Origin of the sequence: Burkholderia sp. 9120, from assembly GCF_000745015.1 — a bacterium.
Lineage (GTDB): Bacteria > Pseudomonadota > Gammaproteobacteria > Burkholderiales > Burkholderiaceae > Paraburkholderia.
In genome coordinates this window covers 5,370,264-5,388,753 of the sequence record NZ_JQNA01000002.1, presented here as the reverse complement: position 1 = coordinate 5,388,753, position 18,490 = coordinate 5,370,264, and the positions used below count along the sequence as shown (strand labels likewise).

General features: G+C 63.7%; 15 protein-coding genes. 6 read left to right on the top strand and 9 right to left on the bottom strand.

The window, feature by feature from the left end:
- Position 1 precedes the first annotated feature (1 nt).
- The gene (locus FA94_RS32130) at positions 2-916 is read right to left on the bottom strand and encodes an ABC transporter permease (RefSeq protein ID WP_035559219.1); all 915 of its coding nucleotides are present in this window, start codon (positions 914-916) and stop codon (positions 2-4) included.
- On the bottom strand, positions 909-2,000 hold the full coding sequence (locus FA94_RS32125; RefSeq protein WP_035559216.1) for an ABC transporter ATP-binding protein: 1,092 nt from the start codon (positions 1,998-2,000) through the stop codon (positions 909-911). Before FA94_RS32125 ends, FA94_RS32130 begins: the two co-directional genes overlap by 8 nt.
- Before the next feature lie 303 nt (positions 2,001-2,303).
- Between FA94_RS32125 and FA94_RS32120 the strand changes: the two genes are divergently transcribed.
- Positions 2,304-3,167: an IclR family transcriptional regulator gene (locus tag FA94_RS32120; protein WP_035559212.1), complete on the top strand. Its 864-nt coding sequence runs from the start codon at positions 2,304-2,306 to the stop codon at positions 3,165-3,167.
- Here FA94_RS32120 and FA94_RS32115 read toward each other — a convergent pair.
- The 7 genes from FA94_RS32115 to FA94_RS32085 all read right to left on the bottom strand — a co-directional run bounded on the left by FA94_RS32115 (position 3,164) and on the right by FA94_RS32085 (position 11,208).
- Positions 3,164-4,762, bottom strand: coding sequence for an OprD family outer membrane porin (locus tag FA94_RS32115; protein ID WP_035559207.1), 1,599 nt, complete (start codon positions 4,760-4,762; stop codon positions 3,164-3,166). The two genes, FA94_RS32120 and FA94_RS32115, sit on opposite strands and share 4 nt — an antisense overlap.
- 188 nt (positions 4,763-4,950) lie before the next feature.
- Positions 4,951-5,976: an ABC transporter ATP-binding protein gene (locus FA94_RS32110; protein WP_051980989.1), complete on the bottom strand. Its 1,026-nt coding sequence runs from the start codon at positions 5,974-5,976 to the stop codon at positions 4,951-4,953.
- Positions 5,973-6,971, bottom strand: coding sequence for an ABC transporter ATP-binding protein (locus FA94_RS32105; protein WP_035559204.1), 999 nt, complete (start codon positions 6,969-6,971; stop codon positions 5,973-5,975). Before FA94_RS32105 ends, FA94_RS32110 begins: the two co-directional genes overlap by 4 nt.
- Position 6,972: 1 nt before the next feature.
- Positions 6,973-7,887, bottom strand: a complete 915-nt coding sequence (locus tag FA94_RS32100) for an ABC transporter permease (RefSeq protein WP_051980987.1) — start codon at positions 7,885-7,887, stop codon at positions 6,973-6,975.
- A 3-nt stretch (positions 7,888-7,890) separates the two neighbouring features.
- The gene (locus FA94_RS32095; protein ID WP_035559199.1) at positions 7,891-8,829 is read right to left on the bottom strand and encodes an ABC transporter permease subunit; all 939 of its coding nucleotides are present in this window, start codon (positions 8,827-8,829) and stop codon (positions 7,891-7,893) included.
- A gap of 16 nt (positions 8,830-8,845) precedes the next feature.
- The gene (locus FA94_RS32090) at positions 8,846-10,462 is read right to left on the bottom strand and encodes a peptide ABC transporter substrate-binding protein (RefSeq protein ID WP_035559196.1); all 1,617 of its coding nucleotides are present in this window, start codon (positions 10,460-10,462) and stop codon (positions 8,846-8,848) included.
- Between the two features lie 173 nt (positions 10,463-10,635).
- Positions 10,636-11,208, bottom strand: coding sequence for a cupin domain-containing protein (locus FA94_RS32085; protein ID WP_035559194.1), 573 nt, complete (start codon positions 11,206-11,208; stop codon positions 10,636-10,638).
- Positions 11,209-11,641: 433 nt separating this feature from the next.
- Here FA94_RS32085 and FA94_RS38915 point away from each other — a divergent pair, with 433 nt between their 5' ends.
- The 5 genes from FA94_RS38915 (at position 11,642) to FA94_RS32065 (ending at position 18,239) form a co-directional block, all read left to right on the top strand.
- On the top strand, positions 11,642-11,866 hold the full coding sequence (locus FA94_RS38915; RefSeq protein WP_156126750.1) for a hypothetical protein: 225 nt from the start codon (positions 11,642-11,644) through the stop codon (positions 11,864-11,866).
- 133 nt (positions 11,867-11,999) lie between these two features.
- Positions 12,000-13,541: a peptide MFS transporter gene (locus FA94_RS32080; protein WP_035559191.1), complete on the top strand. Its 1,542-nt coding sequence runs from the start codon at positions 12,000-12,002 to the stop codon at positions 13,539-13,541.
- 235 nt (positions 13,542-13,776) lie between these two features.
- Complete coding sequence (gene pdxR / locus FA94_RS32075) at positions 13,777-15,255, top strand: MocR-like pyridoxine biosynthesis transcription factor PdxR (protein WP_035559189.1); 1,479 nt, start codon at positions 13,777-13,779, stop codon at positions 15,253-15,255.
- A gap of 204 nt (positions 15,256-15,459) precedes the next feature.
- The gene (locus FA94_RS32070; RefSeq protein ID WP_035563704.1) at positions 15,460-17,496 is read left to right on the top strand and encodes a bifunctional 2',3'-cyclic-nucleotide 2'-phosphodiesterase/3'-nucleotidase; all 2,037 of its coding nucleotides are present in this window, start codon (positions 15,460-15,462) and stop codon (positions 17,494-17,496) included.
- A complete protein-coding gene (locus FA94_RS32065; protein ID WP_051980984.1) occupies positions 17,493-18,239 on the top strand; it encodes a tetratricopeptide repeat protein in 747 nt (248 codons plus the stop codon). Before FA94_RS32070 ends, FA94_RS32065 begins: the two co-directional genes overlap by 4 nt.
- Positions 18,240-18,490: the final 251 nt, after the last annotated feature.

The following is an 18,490-nucleotide window of genomic DNA, read 5'->3' as shown; positions in this document are numbered from 1 at the left end:
ATTAACCAAGGCTTCTGGCGTACTTACGCTCCAGAACCCGGTAGTAAGTGAGCATCACGATCAGATTCGCGACCAGCAGCAGGAGCGCGATGGTCGCGCCGAGCGGCCAGTTGAGCGAGCCGAGGAATTCGTCGTAGACGGCGGTGGCGGCGACTTTCAGACGTCGTCCGCCGAGCAGGCCCGGAATCGCGAAGGCGCTCGCCGACAGGCCGAACACCATCAGGCTGCCGGACAGAATGCCCGGCGTGAGTTGCGGCAACACGATCCGGCGCAGCGCGGTGGCGGGCGACGCCATCAGCGACAGCGCGGCGTTTTCCGTCTGCGGGTCGATTTTTTGCAGCGCGGTCCACACCGGAATCACCATGAACGGCAGCATCACGTGGACGAGCGCAATCACGATCGCGAAGGTCGTGTATTCGAGCTTGTAGGGTCCGAGGCCGATCAGACCGAACGCCTGATTCACGAGACCGTTGCTGTTGAGCAGCATGCTCCAGCCGAACGCGCGCACCACCACGGAGACCAGCAGCGGCGCGAGAATCACCAGCAGGAACAGCGAGCGGTACGGGTCGCGCATGCGTGACAGCACGTACGCTTCCGGCGTGCCGATCACGATGCATAGCAGCGTGACCAGAAACGCAATCCCGAAGGTACGCAGAAAGATCGTGTGGAAATACGAGGAGCCCAGCACTTCCGCGTAATTGCCGAACTGGAACGCGGCCAGCGGCCCGCTTGCCGGGTCGAAGCGATAGAAGGTCAGGACCAGCGTCATCACGAGCGGCACCAGCACCAGCGTCGCGAACAGCAGAAAGGCCGGCGCACACATCAGCCACAGCGGCAGGAATGCATGCCAGGGCGCGCGCCGCGCGTCGCGGGTTCGCGTGTTGTTCTTGTCGGTCGCGGGGAGCGTGCTAGACATGTTGCGCGTCCCGTTGAATGAAGCGGATCGCTTCGCTGTTCCAGTCCACGCCGACCGCCGCGCCTTCGGGCAGCGGCTCGGTGCCTTCGTTCTGACAGCACACCAGCACTTCGCCGAGCCGGCTGTCGAGGCGATACAGCCATTGGCTGCCAAGGAAGAAACGGCTCGTGACGGTGGCCGGCACGCGTCCGGCGTCCGGCGCGCACAGGCGCAGTTTTTCCGGACGAATGCACAAGGTCACCGCGTCACCCACGCCGACCGCGCGCTCGCGCGCCGGCAATTGCGCGGTGCGGCCGGTTTCTTCGATATCGTGACCGAGGTCGATACAGATCGACTCGCCGTCGCAGGCCACCACGGTGCCCGCCAGCATGTTGGCCTTGCCGATGAACTGCGAGACGAAGCGGTTTTCCGGGCGCTCGTACGCTTCGTACGGCGTGTCGATCTGCGTGATGCGGCCGGCTTCCATCACCACCACGCGATCGCTGATCGACAGTGCTTCCGACTGGTCGTGCGTGACCATGATAGTGGTCGTGCCGATCTTGCGTTGAATGCTGCGCAACTCGAACTGCATGTCTTCGCGCAGCTTGGCGTCGAGATTCGACATCGGTTCGTCGAGCAGCAGCACCGGCGGCGCGATCACGATCGCGCGGGCAATCGCCACGCGTTGCCGCTGACCGCCGGACAGTTCGCGCGGAAAGCGGTGCGCGAGCGTGTCGAGCCGCACCAGCGCCAGTGCTTCGCGCACGCGCTCCTTGCGCTCGGCTTTGTCGACGTTGCGCATTTCCAGCCCGAAGCCGACGTTCTCCGCCACGCTCATGTGCGGAAACAGCGCGTAACTCTGGAACACGATGCCGAGGCCGCGCTTATTCGGCTTCATATGCGTGATGTCGCGGCCGTCGAGCGTGATACGCCCGCGCGTGGTCTCCACGAAACCCGCGATCATCTGCAAGGTGGTGGTCTTGCCGCAGCCGGACGGCCCGAGCAACGAAACGAACTCGCCTTTTTCCACCGACAGGTTCACGTCGGCGACAGCGTGCAGATCGCCGAACGATTTCGTTACGTCCGTGAGTGTGAGGAACGACATGATTCTCGCCTTTGGATGAGTCGACACCGGGTCGAGCGGAGATTGCCTCGATGAAGCCGACTCTAGCTAGCCAAATTACGAGGCGTCAATTTCGAATTCCGATCAACGGTATAAGATTTGAAAAAATTCCGTCACACGGAATTTGTTTGCGGAATCGTTAAGAATCGTTCCGCTGCGTGGCGTACGGAAAATCCCTATGAATCAGGGTTCGTGACGCGATAGGCCGGAATCGGTTCACTATTCCGCTACCGGATAAAACGCTTTATAGTGTTCCGGTCAATGAAATAAATGAGAGCAACCTGGATGAAAGCTGCCGCCCAACGAGATACCGACAGCGCGCCGGCGGAAACCGGCGGCGCGCCGGGCCCCGGCATGCTGGAACGCGCGTTCGCGGTGATTCGCGCGTTGTCCGAGGCGCAACCCGACGGCGGCCGCGTCACGCGACTCGCGAAAGCCGTGGGGCTGACGCAGGGCACCGTGCACCGCATCCTGCATGCGCTGATCGCCGAGGGCATCGTCGAGCAGGACGACAATTCCAAGCTGTACCGCCTGAGCGTCGACTTCTTCGCGCTGGCCGCGCAAGCGGGGAACCCGAGCGGCATGCGCACGCTGTGTCGCCCGGCGTTGTTGCGGCTGTGCGCGAGTCTCGGCGACACGATTTTTCTGCTGGTCAAAAGCAGTTTCGACGCGGTGTGTCTCGACATCTGCGAGGGGCCGTTTCCGATCCGTTCGTTCACCGGCGATATCGGCGGGCGCGTCGCATTAGGAGTCGGTCAGGGGAGTCTGGCGATTCTCGCGTTTCTGCCCGAGGCGGAGCGCGAGGAGATCATCCGCTTCAACGTGCCGCGAATTCGCGGCTACGGCGTGCTCGACGAAGTGTATTTGCGCACCGAGATCGAACGCGTGCGGCGACTGGGCTACGCGGCGAACAACACGGGTGTGCTCGACGGCATGGCGGGCGTCGCGGTGCCGGTTCTGGACCGCACGGGCCTCGCGGTGGCGGCATTGAGCGTGGGCACGCTGGCTTCGCGTCTGGGCGACGATCGCCTGCCGATGGTGGTTGAACTGCTGCGGCGTCAGGCCGATGCGATCGGCCCGCAAACCAATCCGTTCGACGTGGCGTTGCGCCGGCCGATGCACGGTTTGTCGCGGGCCATGACCACTTAGAACACCTTCACCGGCACATTCACCACCAGACGGTATTCCATGTTGTTGCCGTCCGAGTAGTGCGACTGCGCGTTGTGCCACATCGCGATGAACGTGATCTTCGTATCCTTGAAGCGTCCGCTTTGCAGCGTATAGCTAGGAATGAAGCCGAACTCGTGATGGTGGCCATGCACCGGTTCGCCGTTCTTCCAGTACAGATTGTGCAACGACGCCGAAGGCGACGCGTTTTCCGCCGCGCCCGCCGACCCATCCGCGTTCCAGCCGTATTGCCCCCAGAACATCGCCTTCAGGCCCGGCAGACCCGCGTACTTACCGTCGAACGTATAGCGCAATTGCAGCGACTGCTCGTGCGGCGCGTTGTAGTCCACGTCCATCGAGTTGGTCAGGTAGATACCGTTGGTTTCGTTGACGTAGTCGAAGAACTGATCGCCGAGCACCTGCTGGTAGCCGAGCAGCAGCGCATGCGGGCCGTGCTGGGCGGAGACCGACACGCTATAGGCATTGCTGTTGATGTGCCCTTGCTTCGACGCGCCGGTGTCGTGGGTCGAATAGATGTTGGCGAGGCCGCTCCACTTGATCGTGGTCGGATCGCCGAACGACTGCGCCACCGAACCGTAGTACTGACGCCAGACGTCGTCGGCCTGATCGACGTACAACGCCATCTCGCCGTTCTTCGCGTAGTGCCACGTGCCGCCCACATAAGTCAGCCGGTCGATGCGCGTGCCGCCGTACGAGGTGGTCAGGTTGCTCAGGTTGGTGTGGCCGCGAGCGTCGACCTTGGTGAAGCTACCGGCTTCGAGCGTGGTGTGCACGAGGTCGTTGCTGACCATCGAGACGCCGAGGAAAGTGGGCGGCAGCGCGCGGTTGTCGTGCGGTTCGAGGAACGGGTTCGTGACGGTCTGCAAACCGTACTTCACGACCGTTTCCGAAATGCGTCCCTTGATGTCAACCATGCCGGGATAGGCCCACGCGAGCTGCTGTGAACCGCCGCCGTCCTTGCCGACGTGCACCATGTTGCTGGCGCCGTTGCCGCCGTCGAGCTTCAACGCGGCGAACAGCGACGCATCCACGCCGAAACCGACCAGACCCTGCGTAAAGCCGGATTCATAGTTGGCTTGCGCGCCCTGGATCCACGCGTGTCGGTAGATCGTGTTGGGCGCCTGGAAGTAGTCGGAGTAATTGCGGAACTGCAGGTTCAGATGACTATCGGCGATAAAGCCCTTGCTGGCAGCCTGGCTCGACGGCGGGCTCGGTGGCTCGACGGTCTGGCTGGCTTCGGCATTGACGATCGCGTTGGTTGTGTCGGGTTGATCGTTACGCACCTGACCGCCCTGATCCGCGCGGCGTTTGCCGGAGGATCTGGCGGACCCATTGGACTGCACCGAAGACTCCGGCGCGTGCGAGGCTGAGGGCGTAGGCGAGGGCGACGCTTGCGCGAGCGTCTGGGTTCGCGACGTTCCGGAGGTGGGCTCCGTCACGCCGTCGTCGGCATAAGCACTGGCAGCGAGAGTCAGTGCGGGAAGCGTGAATGCGCAATAAAAAAAGGTGGCAGCTCCGGTTTTTTTTGTCCGGATTTTTGTTCGGCTATCTTTCATTGAGTACGTCTCTGATTATTGTGGTGCTACTTTGGCTGGCGGTTAGCCAGTCCACGCTTATCGCTCGCCTTGCTGATAACAGGGCGAGCGAATCCAGCGGCGCGACGGCCCGTCGCGCCGGGAATACGGTTTTATCGGTAGAAGCTGGGTACGTTTGCGCTGCCTGAGCGCGAGGACTTCAAAGACACTTACTTCGCGAGGTCCCCCACGCGAATACAGGCGACGCGCGTTGCGCTCGCGCCATGCGTGATGGCCTGCGGAATCTCCGAGGCGCAGGCTTCGATCGCTTCCGGACAGCGCGTGCGGAACGCGCAACCGGAAGGCGGGCTGAGCGGCGAGGCGATCTCGCCGCGCAACAGCAGATGACGCCGCGCGCGTTCAACGGCAGGATCGGGAACGGGCACCGCAGACAGCAACGCGCGCGTGTACGGATGACGCGGCGCACTGTAGACGTCGCGCTTGTCGCCGAACTCCATCACGCGGCCGAGATACATCACCAGCACGCGGTGGCTGATCGCTTTGACGACCGCGAGATCGTGCGCGACGAACAGCAGCGACAGCGACAACTCCCTTTGCAGGTCACGCAGCAGATTGACGATCTGCGCCTGGATCGACACGTCGAGCGCGGACACCGGCTCGTCGCAGATCACCAGTTGCGGCTCGCCGATCAGCGCGCGCGCAATGCCGACGCGCTGACACTGGCCGCCGGAAAACTCATGCGGATAACGGCGCAGATGCTGCGCATTGAGGCCGACGCGTTCGAGCATGGTCAGCACGCGCCGCTGCACGTCGGCGCGGGCCACATTCTGGCCGTGCGTGAGCAGCGGTTCGGCGACGATCTGTTCGATCGTCATGCGCGGATCGAGCGATGCGAGCGGGTCCTGGAAAATCATCTGCACATCCTGGCGCAATCGCGAGGTATCGCGGCGCGCGTTCGGCTGCACGGTTTCTTCGCCGAGCCAGCGCACGCTGCCGCTCGCTACCGGCGTGAGACCGATGATCGCGCGGGCGAGCGTGGACTTGCCGCAACCCGACTCGCCGACGAGCCCCACGGTTTCGCCGCGCTTGACACTGAACGACACGCCGTCCACCGCGCGCAGCGTCGCTTTGCCGGACCACGGATAGCCGCCGCGCGGCACGCCGAATTGCACCTTGAGATTGTCCACGGACAGCAGCGTTGCCGCGTCCTGGTTTGCGATAGGCGTGGCGTTCATACGTGTTGTGCCTCCAGGATTTCGCCGACCGGTTTGAAGCACGCACGCAGCGCGTCCGGATAGCCCTCCACGGCCGCGAGCGGCGGGCGTGCTTCGAGGCAGTGCTCGGTGCAGTACGCGCAGCGCGGCGCGAACGCGCAGCCCTGGCCGACTTCACCGGGCAGCGGCGGATTGCCGGGAATGGTTTGCAACGGCTGGTCGTCATCGTCGTCGGTCAGACGCGGCAGCGCGTTCAGCAGACCGAGCGTGTACGGATGCGTCGGCGCGGCGAACAGCGCGGCGGCGCTCGCCTGCTCGACGGTCTGGCCGGCGTACATCACCATCACGTCATCGCACAGGCCGGCTACGACGCCCATGTCGTGCGTGATCAGAATGATCGCCGTGCCGCGCTCGCGGTTCAGCTCGCGCAGCAGTTCGATGATCTGCGCCTGCACGGTCACGTCGAGCGCGGTGGTGGGTTCGTCGGCGATCAGGATTTCGGGCTCGGAGAGCAGCGCCATCGCGATCATCACGCGTTGCCGCATGCCGCCGGAGAACTCGTGCGGATACATGGCGATGCGGCGCGCGGCGTCGGGAATGCGCACCGACTCCAGCGTTTCGATCGCGCGGCGGCGCGCTTCGCGGCGCGACATCTTGCGATGCAGTTGCAGCGTCTCGGTCATTTGCCGTTCGATCGTCAGGAACGGATTGAGTGAGGTCATCGGGTCCTGAAAGATCATGCCGATGCGGTCGCCGCGAATCTTGTTCAGCGCCGCTTCGTTCATGGTCAGCAGGTTTTCGCCGCGATAGGTGGCGCTGCCCGACACCTTGCCGTTGCCGGCCAGCAGGCCGAGCAAGGCCATCACGGTCTGGCTCTTGCCGGAACCCGATTCGCCGACAATGCCGAGCGTGCGGCCGGCTTCGAGCGAGAACGACACGCGTTGCACTGCGTCGACCGGTGCGCCTTCGCGGCGCGTAAAGCGCACGCTGAGGTCTTTGACTTCGAGTAGGGACATGTCAGCGGTCCTTCGGGTCGAACGCGTCGCGCAAACCGTCGCCGACGAAATTCACGGAATACAGCGTAATGCACAGCATCACGGCCGGGCACAGCAGCAGCCAGGGCATCGAATCGAGTTTCTGCGCGCCGTCCTGAATCAGCACGCCCCAGCTCGTCATCGGCTCCTGCACACCGAGGCCGAGGAACGACAGCACCGATTCGGTCAGCACGATATTGGGCACGGTCACGCTCGCGTACACCACCACCACGCCGAACAGATTCGGCACGATGTGGCGCGAGATGATCGAGCGCGAACTCACGCCGATCGCGCGGGCGGCGTCGATGAATTCGCGCGAGCGCAGCGACAGCGTCTGGCCGCGCACCACGCGCGCCATGTCGAGCCACGAGAACGCGCTGATGGTGAGCACGACCAGATAGAACGCGCGGCCGAACAGCGTCATCATCAGGATCGCGATCAGCATGTAGGGGATCGCGTACATCATGTCGACGATCCGCATCATCACCGCGTCGACGCGGCCGCCCAGGTAGCCGGCGGTCGCGCCGTACGCGACGCCGATCAGTCCCGACACCAGCGTGCCGAGCAGGCCGACTTCGAGCGACACGCGCCCGCCTTGCAGCGCCCGCGCGAGCAGATCGCGGCCGAGTTCGTCGGTGCCGAACCAGTGCATGTTCTGCCACGTGGGCGGCAGGCTGATCGCGCTCCAGTCGCTGTCGATCGGATTGTTCGGCAGCAGCCACGGACCCACCACGCAGGCGATCACGACCAGCAGCAGCACGATGAACCCGGTGAACGCCGCGCGGTTGCGCACGAAGCGCGCGGCCGCGGTGGCGAGCGGTCCGCGCGAACGCGGTGCGTTGGCAATGGCCGCGAGCGGATCGAGCGCCGCGGCAGCCGTTTGAAGAGAGCGGGCCATGGATCAGTACCGGATGCGCGGATCGAGCCACGCATACGCGAGGTCGACCAGCAGGTTGAACAGCACGGCGACGGCGGTCGTCAGTACGACGAGACCGAGCACGAGGGTGTAGTCGCGGTTGATCGCGCCGTTGACGACCAGTTGGCCGAGACCCGGCAGCGCGAACACCGACTCGGTGACCACGGCCGCCGTGATCGACGAGATGCAGATCGAGCCGAGCAGCGAAACGACCGGCATCAGCGCCGGCTTCATCGCGTGGCGCAACACGATCGTGCGGCCCGGCAGGCCTTTGGCGCGTGCGGTGCGGATGAAGTTGCCCGACAGCACTTCGATCATGCTGCCGCGCATGACACGCGCGATCCCGGCGACGTTGATGATGACGAGCAGTACGATCGGCAGCACGCGATAACGCCACTCGCCGTCGCCCCAGCCGCCGGCCGGCAGCCAGCCCTGGCCTTCGGAAGTCTTCAGCAGGATCGCGAAGATCCACACCAGCACCGGGCCCAGCACGAACGGCGGCACCACGTTGCCGAGGTTGCCGAGCACCATCACGAAGTGATCGATGAAGCGATCGCGCCGCACCGCGGCCAGCGTGCCGAGCGTGACGCCGATCACCAGCGCGATCGGCACCGACACGCCGCCCACGCCGAGACTGACCGGCAGCGCCTTCCAGACCAGATCGTTGACGCTCCAGTCGGCGTAGCGGAACGACGGGCCGAGGTCGCCGTGCAGCAACGCACCGAGGTAGTGGAGGTACTGCAGCCACAACGGTTCGTCGAGGTGATACTTGGCGTTGAGGTTCGCCATCACGGCCGCCGACAGGTGTTTCTCCGTGTCGAACGGGCCGCCGGGGGTGAGATGCAGCAGCAGATAGCACGCGGTGATCACGGCGAGAATCGTCGGGATCGCCCAGAGCGTGCGGCGCAGCGTGTAAGCCAGCATGACGGTGCTCCCGCGCTTAGTGCTTGATCAGATACATGTCTTGCGTGGCGCGCATGTCGAGGTAGTTGGTCGACTTGTAGCCGCCCACGTACGACTTCACGAGGCGGTCCGCCGAGTACTGGAAGAGCGCGACCAGCGGGTAGTCGTTCATGGCCAGATCGTGCGCCTGCGTGAGCAGCGCGGTGCGTTTCGCGTCGTCGAGCTGCTGGTTGCCTTCGTCGATCAGCTTGTCGACCTGCGGGTTGCAGTAGTGTTGATCGTTCTGCACGCTGTTGCAACGGATCAGATCGAGGAACGAGTTGGCGTCGTTATAGTCGACGAACCAGCCGTCGCGCGAAGCCTGCACCTTGCCGTCGTGGCGTTGCTTGAGCAGCACCTTGAATTCGACGTTTTCGAGCTTGGCGGTCACGCCGAGCTTGGTGCGCCATTCCGAGGTGGCGAACAGCGCGACCTTCTTGTGCAGGTCGTTGGTGTTGTAGGTGAGCGTGAAGGTGAGCGGCTTCGCGTCCGAATAACCGGCGGCCTTCAGCAGGTTGCGCGCGTAGTCGACGCGCTTGGCCATTGGCCAGCTCGCCCAGTCCGGCGTGAACACGCCCGCGCCCTGGGTGCCCTTGGCGATCAGGCCGTACATGGGCACTTCGCCGTCGGCGGTCAGACGCTTGGTCAGCAGGTCGCGGTCCAGCACCATCGCCAGGGCCTGGCGTACGCGTTTGTCCTTGAAGGCGGGGTCGTCGTTATTCAGGCTGTAGAAGTACGTGGCGATCTGCAGGCCGGTTTTCAGCTCATCGCCTTGGCTCTTGCTCACCTGCGCATAGATGCCCGACGGAATCGCGTACGTGTAGTCGAACTGGCCGGCCTGGAACATGCGCATGGCCGTTTCGTCGTTTTCGATCGGCAGGTAGGTCACTTTCGCGATCACGACCTTGCCGGCGTTCCAGTACGTCGGGCTTTTGGTGGCCACCAGACGGTTGCTCGGCTGCCAGTCCGTCAGCGCGTACGCGCCGTTGCCCACGAAGTTGCCCGGGCGCGTCCACTCGCCGCCGAACTTCGTCACCACCGCGCGATTGACCGGGGTCATCGGCGCCATGGCGACCAGTTGCGAGAAGAAGGCGGCGGGCACTTCGGTCGTGACTTCGAGCGTGTACGGATCGACGGCGCGCACACCTAGGCTCGTCAACGGCGCCTTGCCGGCGAGAATCGCCTTGGCGTTCTTCACGAATTCGACCAGCACCGTGTACTTCGAACCGGTCTTCGGATCGAGCACGCGTTGCCACGAGTAGACGAAGTCCGCCGCCGTGACCGGCTGACCGTTGCTCCAGCGCGCATCGTGGCGCAGCTTGAAGATCCACGTGGTCGGCCCGGTGCGCGTCCACGACTCCGCTACGCCCGGCACGATCGCGCCGCTCGCGTCCATCCGCGTCAAACCTTCGAACAGGTCGAGTCCGATCGTATTGCCGGTCCACGATTCGATATGCGCGGGGTCGAGCGATTCGGTTTCGGTCGGCACCTGGCGGGTCATCTCCTGGCTGGCAGCGAGGGTGACGCCGGCGGGCACCGTGACGGCGAAGGCGGAGGGCTGAAACGACAGGACGAGCGCGGACAGCGCCGTCGCGAGGACGAACGGGGTTTTCATCGGATGAGATCGCAGGAAAGGTCGAGAGAAGAACGCGCTGGCGCCGGGGCGCCCGGTTTATCCGCGGTGCTCGGGCCAGGGCGGCCCTTGTTGCTTGTCCGACATACAGGATTCCTTACATGTTGTAATGCAGGCAAACCCTGGCCGGATCAACCGGAAAAGGCGCCTGCCCCTTAAAACAGTCTTGGCGTGCCCACCCAGACGACGACCGACTCGACCCGAGCCGTGTTCACCCAGCTGTGCGGCACCGTCGATTCGTAATGCGCGCTGTCTCCTGCGTGCAACACGAACGTCTTGCCTTCCAGCGTCAACGACACCTCGCCGTCGATCACATACACAAACTCTTCGCCGGCATGCGTGGTTACTTCGGAGCGCTTTTGCCCGGGCGGCATCCTCACGAGGATCGCTTCGAGCTGACGGCCGCCCGTCAGATTGGTCAATCGAGCGAACAGATTGGCCGAGTCCGCAAAACCGAAAAACTTCAACTGCTCGCCGCGGCACACCGAGCGTTCTTCGCTAGGCGTGTCGACGAAATACTGCACCGTGACCCCAAGTGCGTGAGCAATACCGGCCAGCGACGTGATGGACGGCGACGCCAGGCCGCGCTCGACTTGCGACAGAAACGGCTTGGAAATTCCCGCGGCGGTTGCCGTGTCGTCCAACGTGCGCTTGAGTCGATGCCGAAGTGCGCGGATCTTGCTGCCGATTTCGAGTGCCGGATTGCTCTTTTGAATTGTCGTGACCATAGCAGGAGGAAATTAGCCCGTCAAAATTTGTTTGATATAAGTAAATATGGTTTGATTGCGGTCCCGGCTAGGGCAGTGGGCCGGTTTAGCCCTCCGGGACGCAAGAGCCCGCATTTTGGAGACAACACTCTATGTTGCCAGAACCGAAAACCCGCGAGCCAAATCGACCGGATTATTGTGAAAAAGAAGCTATGAAGCCGGTAAAAGTTGCGGTTTTAGATGGCGATTCAGGCATTTATGCAGTGCGAGTATCAGGAGGAGTAAACCTATGACATCAAAGACTATTTTGGTCGGCGTCGGTCTTTATGGTGAAGATAGTTGGCGTGTAAGGGCAAGTAATTGACTCCGATTAGGTGAATTCCCTGAGTGACGCGAGATGCTTCTATTCGGAGAATCTGCCCCGCCCGGCGAACGGCGTGCGCATGACCATCCCATGCGAAGCCTGCCGCTGTTTAACAATCCGCCCGCAGCGATCCTGCAGGGTGGAGCATTGTCCGGTGCGTTCCATCCGAACGGCGGCCGGCTTGAGGACATGACCATCACCACCGATTTTTTCCGCCGCAGGCGCGCAGCCTGCCGCCGCCCGACGGAACCGCTTTGTTCCGCGTGGCGTGCCTCCATCCCATTCCCTGGTTTTTCTGCTGGTATCGGCGCATGAGCGTTCCCGCACGCGCCGAACAATCCGCGAGCGCGCAAGCCGCGTGTTTCGCCGACCGTTTTTCCAGATCCAGTTTTTCGCGTTGCGCGGCTAGTTCGCGCGACGCTGCAACCGTTTGAACAAGAGGTACACGATGATTTCATCCAATCCGCCCGGCGCACGCGTCTCGCAGACCCGTTCGTTTTCGACGGTCTTTCTGATCGAACTGTGGGAGCGCTTCGGCTACTACGGCATGGCCGCACTGCTGGTGCTGTTCATGATCGACAAGCTGGGCTTCACCGACAGCCACGCCACGCTCACGTGGGGCGCGTTTACAGCGCTGGTGTACGCGGCGCCGTCGATCGGCGGCTGGATCGGCGACAAGATTCTCGGCGCGCGCCGCACGATGATCTTCGGCGCCGGTGTGCTGTCGGCCGGCTATTTCATGCTGGCGATGCCGAACGAGCAACTGTCGTACATGTTTGCGTCGCTCGGCGTGATCGTGGTGGGCAACGGGCTCTTCAAGGCGAACGCCGCGAACCTCGTGCGCCGCATTTACGAAGGCGACGACGCGCGTATCGACAGCGCGTTCACGATTTACTACATGGCGGTCAACATCGGCTCGACGGTGTCGATGCTCGCCACGCCGTGGATCAAGGACCATTGGGGCTGGCACACGGCGTTCGCGGTCTGCTGCGCCGGCATGCTGCTGTCGATGCTCAACTACTTCATCATGTTCCGCACGCTCGCGCACATCGGTTCGGCGCCGGACGCCGAGCCGGTGCGCTGGAAGCGCGTCGCCGCGGTGGCGCTGGGCGGCATCGTGCTCGGCACGGTGACGATGTTCGTGCTGCAGCACAAGGCGATCGCGGTGGCGTGCGTGTACACGGCGGGCATCGCGATTCTGGCGATCTTCGGCTACATGCTGCTGAAGTGCGAACGCTCGGAGCGCTCGGGTCTGCTGGCCGCGCTGATTCTCACGGCCCAGGTGATTCTGTTCTTCGTGTTCTACGTGCAGATGTCGACCTCGCTCACGCTGTTCGCGCTGCGCAACGTCGATCCGCGCTTCATTCTGTTCGGCCAGACGTGGTTCACGTGGAGCGCCGCGCAGTTCCAGGCGCTCAATCCCATCTGGATCATGCTGCTGAGCCCGCTGCTCGCGCTGCTCTATACGAAGCTCGCAAAGAACGGCAAGGACGTGCCGGTCGCGGTGAAGTACGCAGTCGGTTTCGCCGTGGTGGCAGCCGGTTTCTTCGTCTATGCGGCGAGCGGTAACTACGCGGTGAACGGCCGCGTGTCGTCGTGGTTCATGGTGGGCGGCTACGGTTTGTATTCGCTCGGCGAACTGCTGGTGAGCGGCCTCGGCCTCGCGATGATCGCCCGCTACGTGCCGGCACGCATGAGCGGTTTCATGATGGGCGCTTACTTCGTCGCGACCGGCGTATCGCAGTATCTGGGTAGCGTGGTGGCGAATTTTGCGCAGATGCCGGCCGGCAATCTGGACCCGCTCGAATCGTTGCCGCTCTACACCAAGCTGTTTACCGGCCTCGGCTGGCTCGCGGCGGTGGGCGCGCTGGTGGCCGTGCTGCTGTTGCCGCTGATGCGCAAGCTGTCGCGCGAACATCAGCGTTGCACCGACGAAGCGCGTGCGGACGCTCGTCAGAATGCAGCGATGAGCGGCGCGGTGGCGGAGTAATCCGCACGAGCGTGGCGCATGGCGCGAAAGCGCTTTAGTACCGACGTAAAAGCACGATAAAGAAATGGCACGCCTTGCCTTGCAAGGTGTGCCATTTTGCTTTTCAGGCCGCGCCCAGATGAAATGGTCGTTATCGGTAATGTCCGCGCTTCGCAGGCGACGGCGGAGGTAAGCTTACGGCCGTCAATGGTCACTCGACATCACCCTTTGCCGGATCTTCAAGGTAACCAATCGGATGGACATTCATATCGTCGTCGAGGGACATCACGACCTGTCCGGACAGATCTATCGCCAGTTGCGCGCGGGTATTCTCGAAGGCCGTCTCGGCGGCGGCACGCGCTTGCCCTCCACGCGCGATCTCGCCACGCAACTGGGTGTGTCGCGCAAAACCACGCTCGACGTGTTCGAGCGGCTACTTGCCGAAGGTTATCTGAGCGCCCGCGCCGGTTCGGGCACCTTCGTTGCCGACGGCCTCGAGCGTTTGCCGGTGGCGCGCTCCGCGCAGGCACGCGATGTGGAAGCGGCCCGCGAGCGCACGAAAGCCGGCGCCAGGACCGCCGCGCGCGCCCGGCCGCTGTGGGACGAGCTGCCGCAGAGCTTGCCCTTGCCGCGGCCTACGGTGCCGTCGGCGCACGATTTCATCGGCGGCGCGACCGACAAGACGCTATTCCCGTTCGACGTCTGGCGCCGCTGCGTGAACCACGCGCTGCGGTCGCAGGCGCGCAGTCCCGGCACCTATCGCGAGCCCGCCGGGGAGCAGGCGCTGCGGCTCGCGATCTCGCGCTACCTCGCGTTCAACCGCGCGGTGTCGAGCAATTGGGAAGACGTGATCGTCACGCAGGGCGCGCAACACGCGCTCGATCTGATCGCGCGCATCATGCTGGGCCCGGGCGAAATCGTGGCGCTCGAAGACCCCGCTTATCCGCCGGCGCATGCCTGCTTCAAGGCGACCGGCGCGCGCGTCGTGCCGGTGCCGGTGGACCGCGAAGGCCTGATCGTCAGCAAGCTGCCGGATAAGGCGAAGCTCGTCTACGTGACGCCCTCGCACCAGTTTCCGCTCGGTATGCCGATGAGTCTGGAGCGCCGCGTCGAGTTGCTCGAATGGGCGCAAAAGCGCGGCGCGGTGATTATCGAAGACGACTACGACTGCGAGTACCGTTTCGAAGGCCGGCCGATGGAGCCGCTGAAAAGCCTCGATCGCGCGGGACTGGTCGCCTATGTGGGGACGTTTTCGAAGACGATCTTTCCGGAACTGCGCGTGGGTTACGTGGTGCCGCCCGCGTCGCTCTACGGCGCGCTGCTCAAGGCACGTCAGATCGTCGACGGACACGGTTGCACGCTCACGCAAACCGCGCTCGCGACGTTCATGCTCAACGGCGATTTCGCCAAGCATCTGCGGCGCACGCACAAGGCCTACGCCGCGCGTCGCGCGATGTTGCTCGAACACTTGCATTGCGACCTTTCGCGCTGGTTCGAGCCGATCGTGCCGACCGCCGGCATTCACATGGCGGCGCGCCTGAAAGCACCGCTGACGGAAGACGCTGTGATTAGCGCGGCGCGTGACGTCTCGGTCGGCGTGTACGGGCTCGCGCCATTCCATCTGCGCGTGAAGCCGCAGGCGGGGCTGATCTTCGGCTACGGCAGCATCGCGGTCGAGCACATCGACGCCGCGCTTACGAAGCTCGCCGCTGTGCTGCCGCGTCTCGCGCGATAACACGATCGCGCTAACTTGAACATTACTTAAGCCTATCTAATTCCCTACAAATCAGTGTCACAAAGCGGCCTTACGCTGGCGCCTCTGTAATTGTTTGTAATGAAAGCCGGTCTCACAACCCGGCACAACAACACAACAAACCGGAGGGCAGTAAGGATGCGAGTGAAGTCGACGGCAGGACAAGGGCTGCGTACGCGCGGCACGGTGGGCGCGTGGGGTGCATGGGGCGCCGTAAGCGCATTGAGCGCGATCGGTTTGAGCGCGTGCGGCAGCAATCTCGACGCCGCGCCGCCGCAAGCGGCGGTGGCGAACGGCACGACCGCGACGCTCGCGTTGCTCGAAACGACCGACATCCACACCAATCTGCTCAGCTACGACTACTACAAGCTGGCCGAGGACAAGTCGCTCGGTCTCGAGCGCACGGCGACGCTGATCGCGGCGGCGCGCAAGGAATTCCCGAACACGATGTTGCTCGACGACGGCGACACGATCCAGGGCACCGCGCTCGCGGATTATCAGGCGCAGGTGGCGCCGGTCGATTGCAAGACCACGCTCGGTGTCTACAAGGTGATGAACCTGCTGAAGTACGACGCGGGCACGATCGGCAATCACGAATTCAACTACGGCCTGCCGTTCCTCGCGCAGGTCACCGGCAATACCTTCGACGTGCCGAACATGAGCCCGGTGGCGTCGCAGCCGACCTGCGCGGGACCGCAATTCCCGCTGGTGCTCTCCAACGTGCTCGGCGCGAAATCGCAGCAGCCGATCTTCAAGCCGTACACGATTCTCGAGCGCACGCTGACCGCGAAAACGCCCGACGGCAAGACCGTCAGCGCGCCGGTGAAGATCGGCGTGATCGGCTTCACGCCGCCCGCGATCATGGCGTGGGATAAGCGCTGGCTCGATGGCAACGTTTACACGCAGGGCCTCGTGGAAAGCGCATCGAAGTACGTGCCGGAAATGAAGGCGAAAGGCGCGCAGATCATTGTCGCGATGTCGCACGGCGGGCTCGACAACTCGACCTATTCGCCGTCGATGGAAAACGGCAGCTACTATCTGTCGAAGGTGCCGGGCATCGACGCGATGCTGATCGGCCATTCGCACCAGGTGTTCCCCGACAAGAACAGCACGGTCTCGCAGTTCAATCTGCCGGGTGTCGACAAGGTGAAGGGCACCGTCAACGGCGTGCCGACCGTGATGGCGAATTTCTGGGGCAAGCATCTCGGCGTCATCAAGCTCGCGCTGAACTATACGAACGGCACGTGGACCGTGGACCGCAATGCGAGTACCGCGGAAGCGCGCCCGATCCAGAACGCGGATAACAGCTACGTCGCGGTCGATCCGTCGATCTCGCAGGCGATCGCGGCGGAACATGCGGCGACCATCAACTATGTGAAAACGCCGATCGGCGCGACCGATTTCCGCATGACCACCTACTTCGCCGACGTGGGCGACGTGTCGGCCATCGAGATCGTCAACCAGGCGCAGGCGGCGTACACGCAGGACTACATCAGCGCGAATCTGCCGCAATATGCGGGCATTCCGGTGCTGTCGGTGAGCGCGCCGTTCAAGAGCGGCTTTGGCGGCGGCAACGATTTCACCGACGTCGCGCAAGGCAACGTGGCGATCAACAACGCCGCCGACCTCTACCTGTACCCGAACACGATCTACGCGGTGAAGGTGACGGGCGCCGGTCTGAAGGCGTGGCTCGAAACCGCCGCCCAGCGCTTCAACAAGATCGATCCGGCCAACACGGCGGCGCAGGCGCTGGTCAGCAACTATCCGGGCTACAACTTCGACATGATCACGTCGAAGGATTTCAGCTACGAGATCGACGTCACGCAAGCGGTGGGCAGCCGGATCCGCAACCTGAAATATCAGGGTGCCGCGATCTCGGACACGCAGTCGTTTATCGTCGCGACCAACAACTATCGCGCGAGCGGCGGCGGCAATTTCCCGGGCCTCGACGGCAGCAAGACGATTTACGCGTCGCCGGATGCGAGCCGCGACGTGCTGATCGCGTACATCAAGAAGGTGCAGGCGATCAAGGCGGCGAGTAACGGCAGCGATCGAAGCTGGCGCTTCACGAAGGTCGCGACCGCCGGCCCGGTGACGTTCAAGGCGGCGCCGAATCTGGTGACGCTCGCCCAAACCAACGGCATTGCCAACGTCGCGCAGATCCAGGCCGACGACGGCACCGGCAAGGGGCTCGCGGTCTACTCGGTGAACCTCAACCAATGAAAGCGCGCTTCTCCTTGACGCTGGCGGCGGCCGTCGCGATTTGCGCCGGCACGCTCGCGACGGTGGCGGCCACTCACGTGTCCAACGCGCAGATCGACGACTGGCAGATGCAGGGCACGTCCACGCATGCCGCTTCGCCGGTGTGGCGGTTGCGGCTGACGGCGGCGTTCGGCAACGCGGCGGCGCGCGAGGCGCTGGCCGACGTGCTGGTGAGTTCGGCGCAACTCGACGAGCGCCGCGAAGGCGTCGAGTTGTATCGGCAACTTGCGCTCGACGGCGCGCCTGACGCGCAAGCCACGCTCGGTCACTTGCTGCTGCGCGGCTTGCCCGGCATCGCGCCGGACTATGCGGAAAGCCGCCGCTGGCTCGCGCCGGCGGCGCTGCGTGAACCGGTCGACGCCCAGGCCGCCTACGATCTCGCGACGCTTTATCGCAACGGCTACGGCGTCGCGCGTGACAACGCGCTGGCGATTCATTGGCTGACGCGGGCGGCGCAAGCCGGTCTGCCGCTCGCGCAATTCCAGTTCGCCAACGAGTATCGCTTCGGCACGACGCTGCCGCACGACGACGCGTCAGCGCTGCAATGGCTCACGCGCGCCGCCAATGCGGAGTTACCCGAAGCCAACCTCGCGCTGGCGATCGCGTATCGCAACGGCGAACTCGGCATGGCGCGCAACGACGACGAATACTGGGCGCACGTAAAGGAAAGCGAGCACGATCTGAAACACGTCAGCCGGCAGTAATCGCGCGTTGAAACCGTCTGCGATTTTCTGTCGCAGATCAAACTTAGCCGCCCCCTGCAGCGTATTTCGCTGCAGGGGGCGTGTTTTTTCCGCTGCGTGACGAGGTGTACGCGGAGGGATAACGCGTAGGCGTAACGCGCGCTTCTGTTAGCTATCTTTTGCCGTTTTGCCGCGCCGGATCGACGCGTGGGCGCAACCCGGCCGACACGAAATAGGCCGTTATGCATGTGTCGAAACGGCTTGTAACGTGC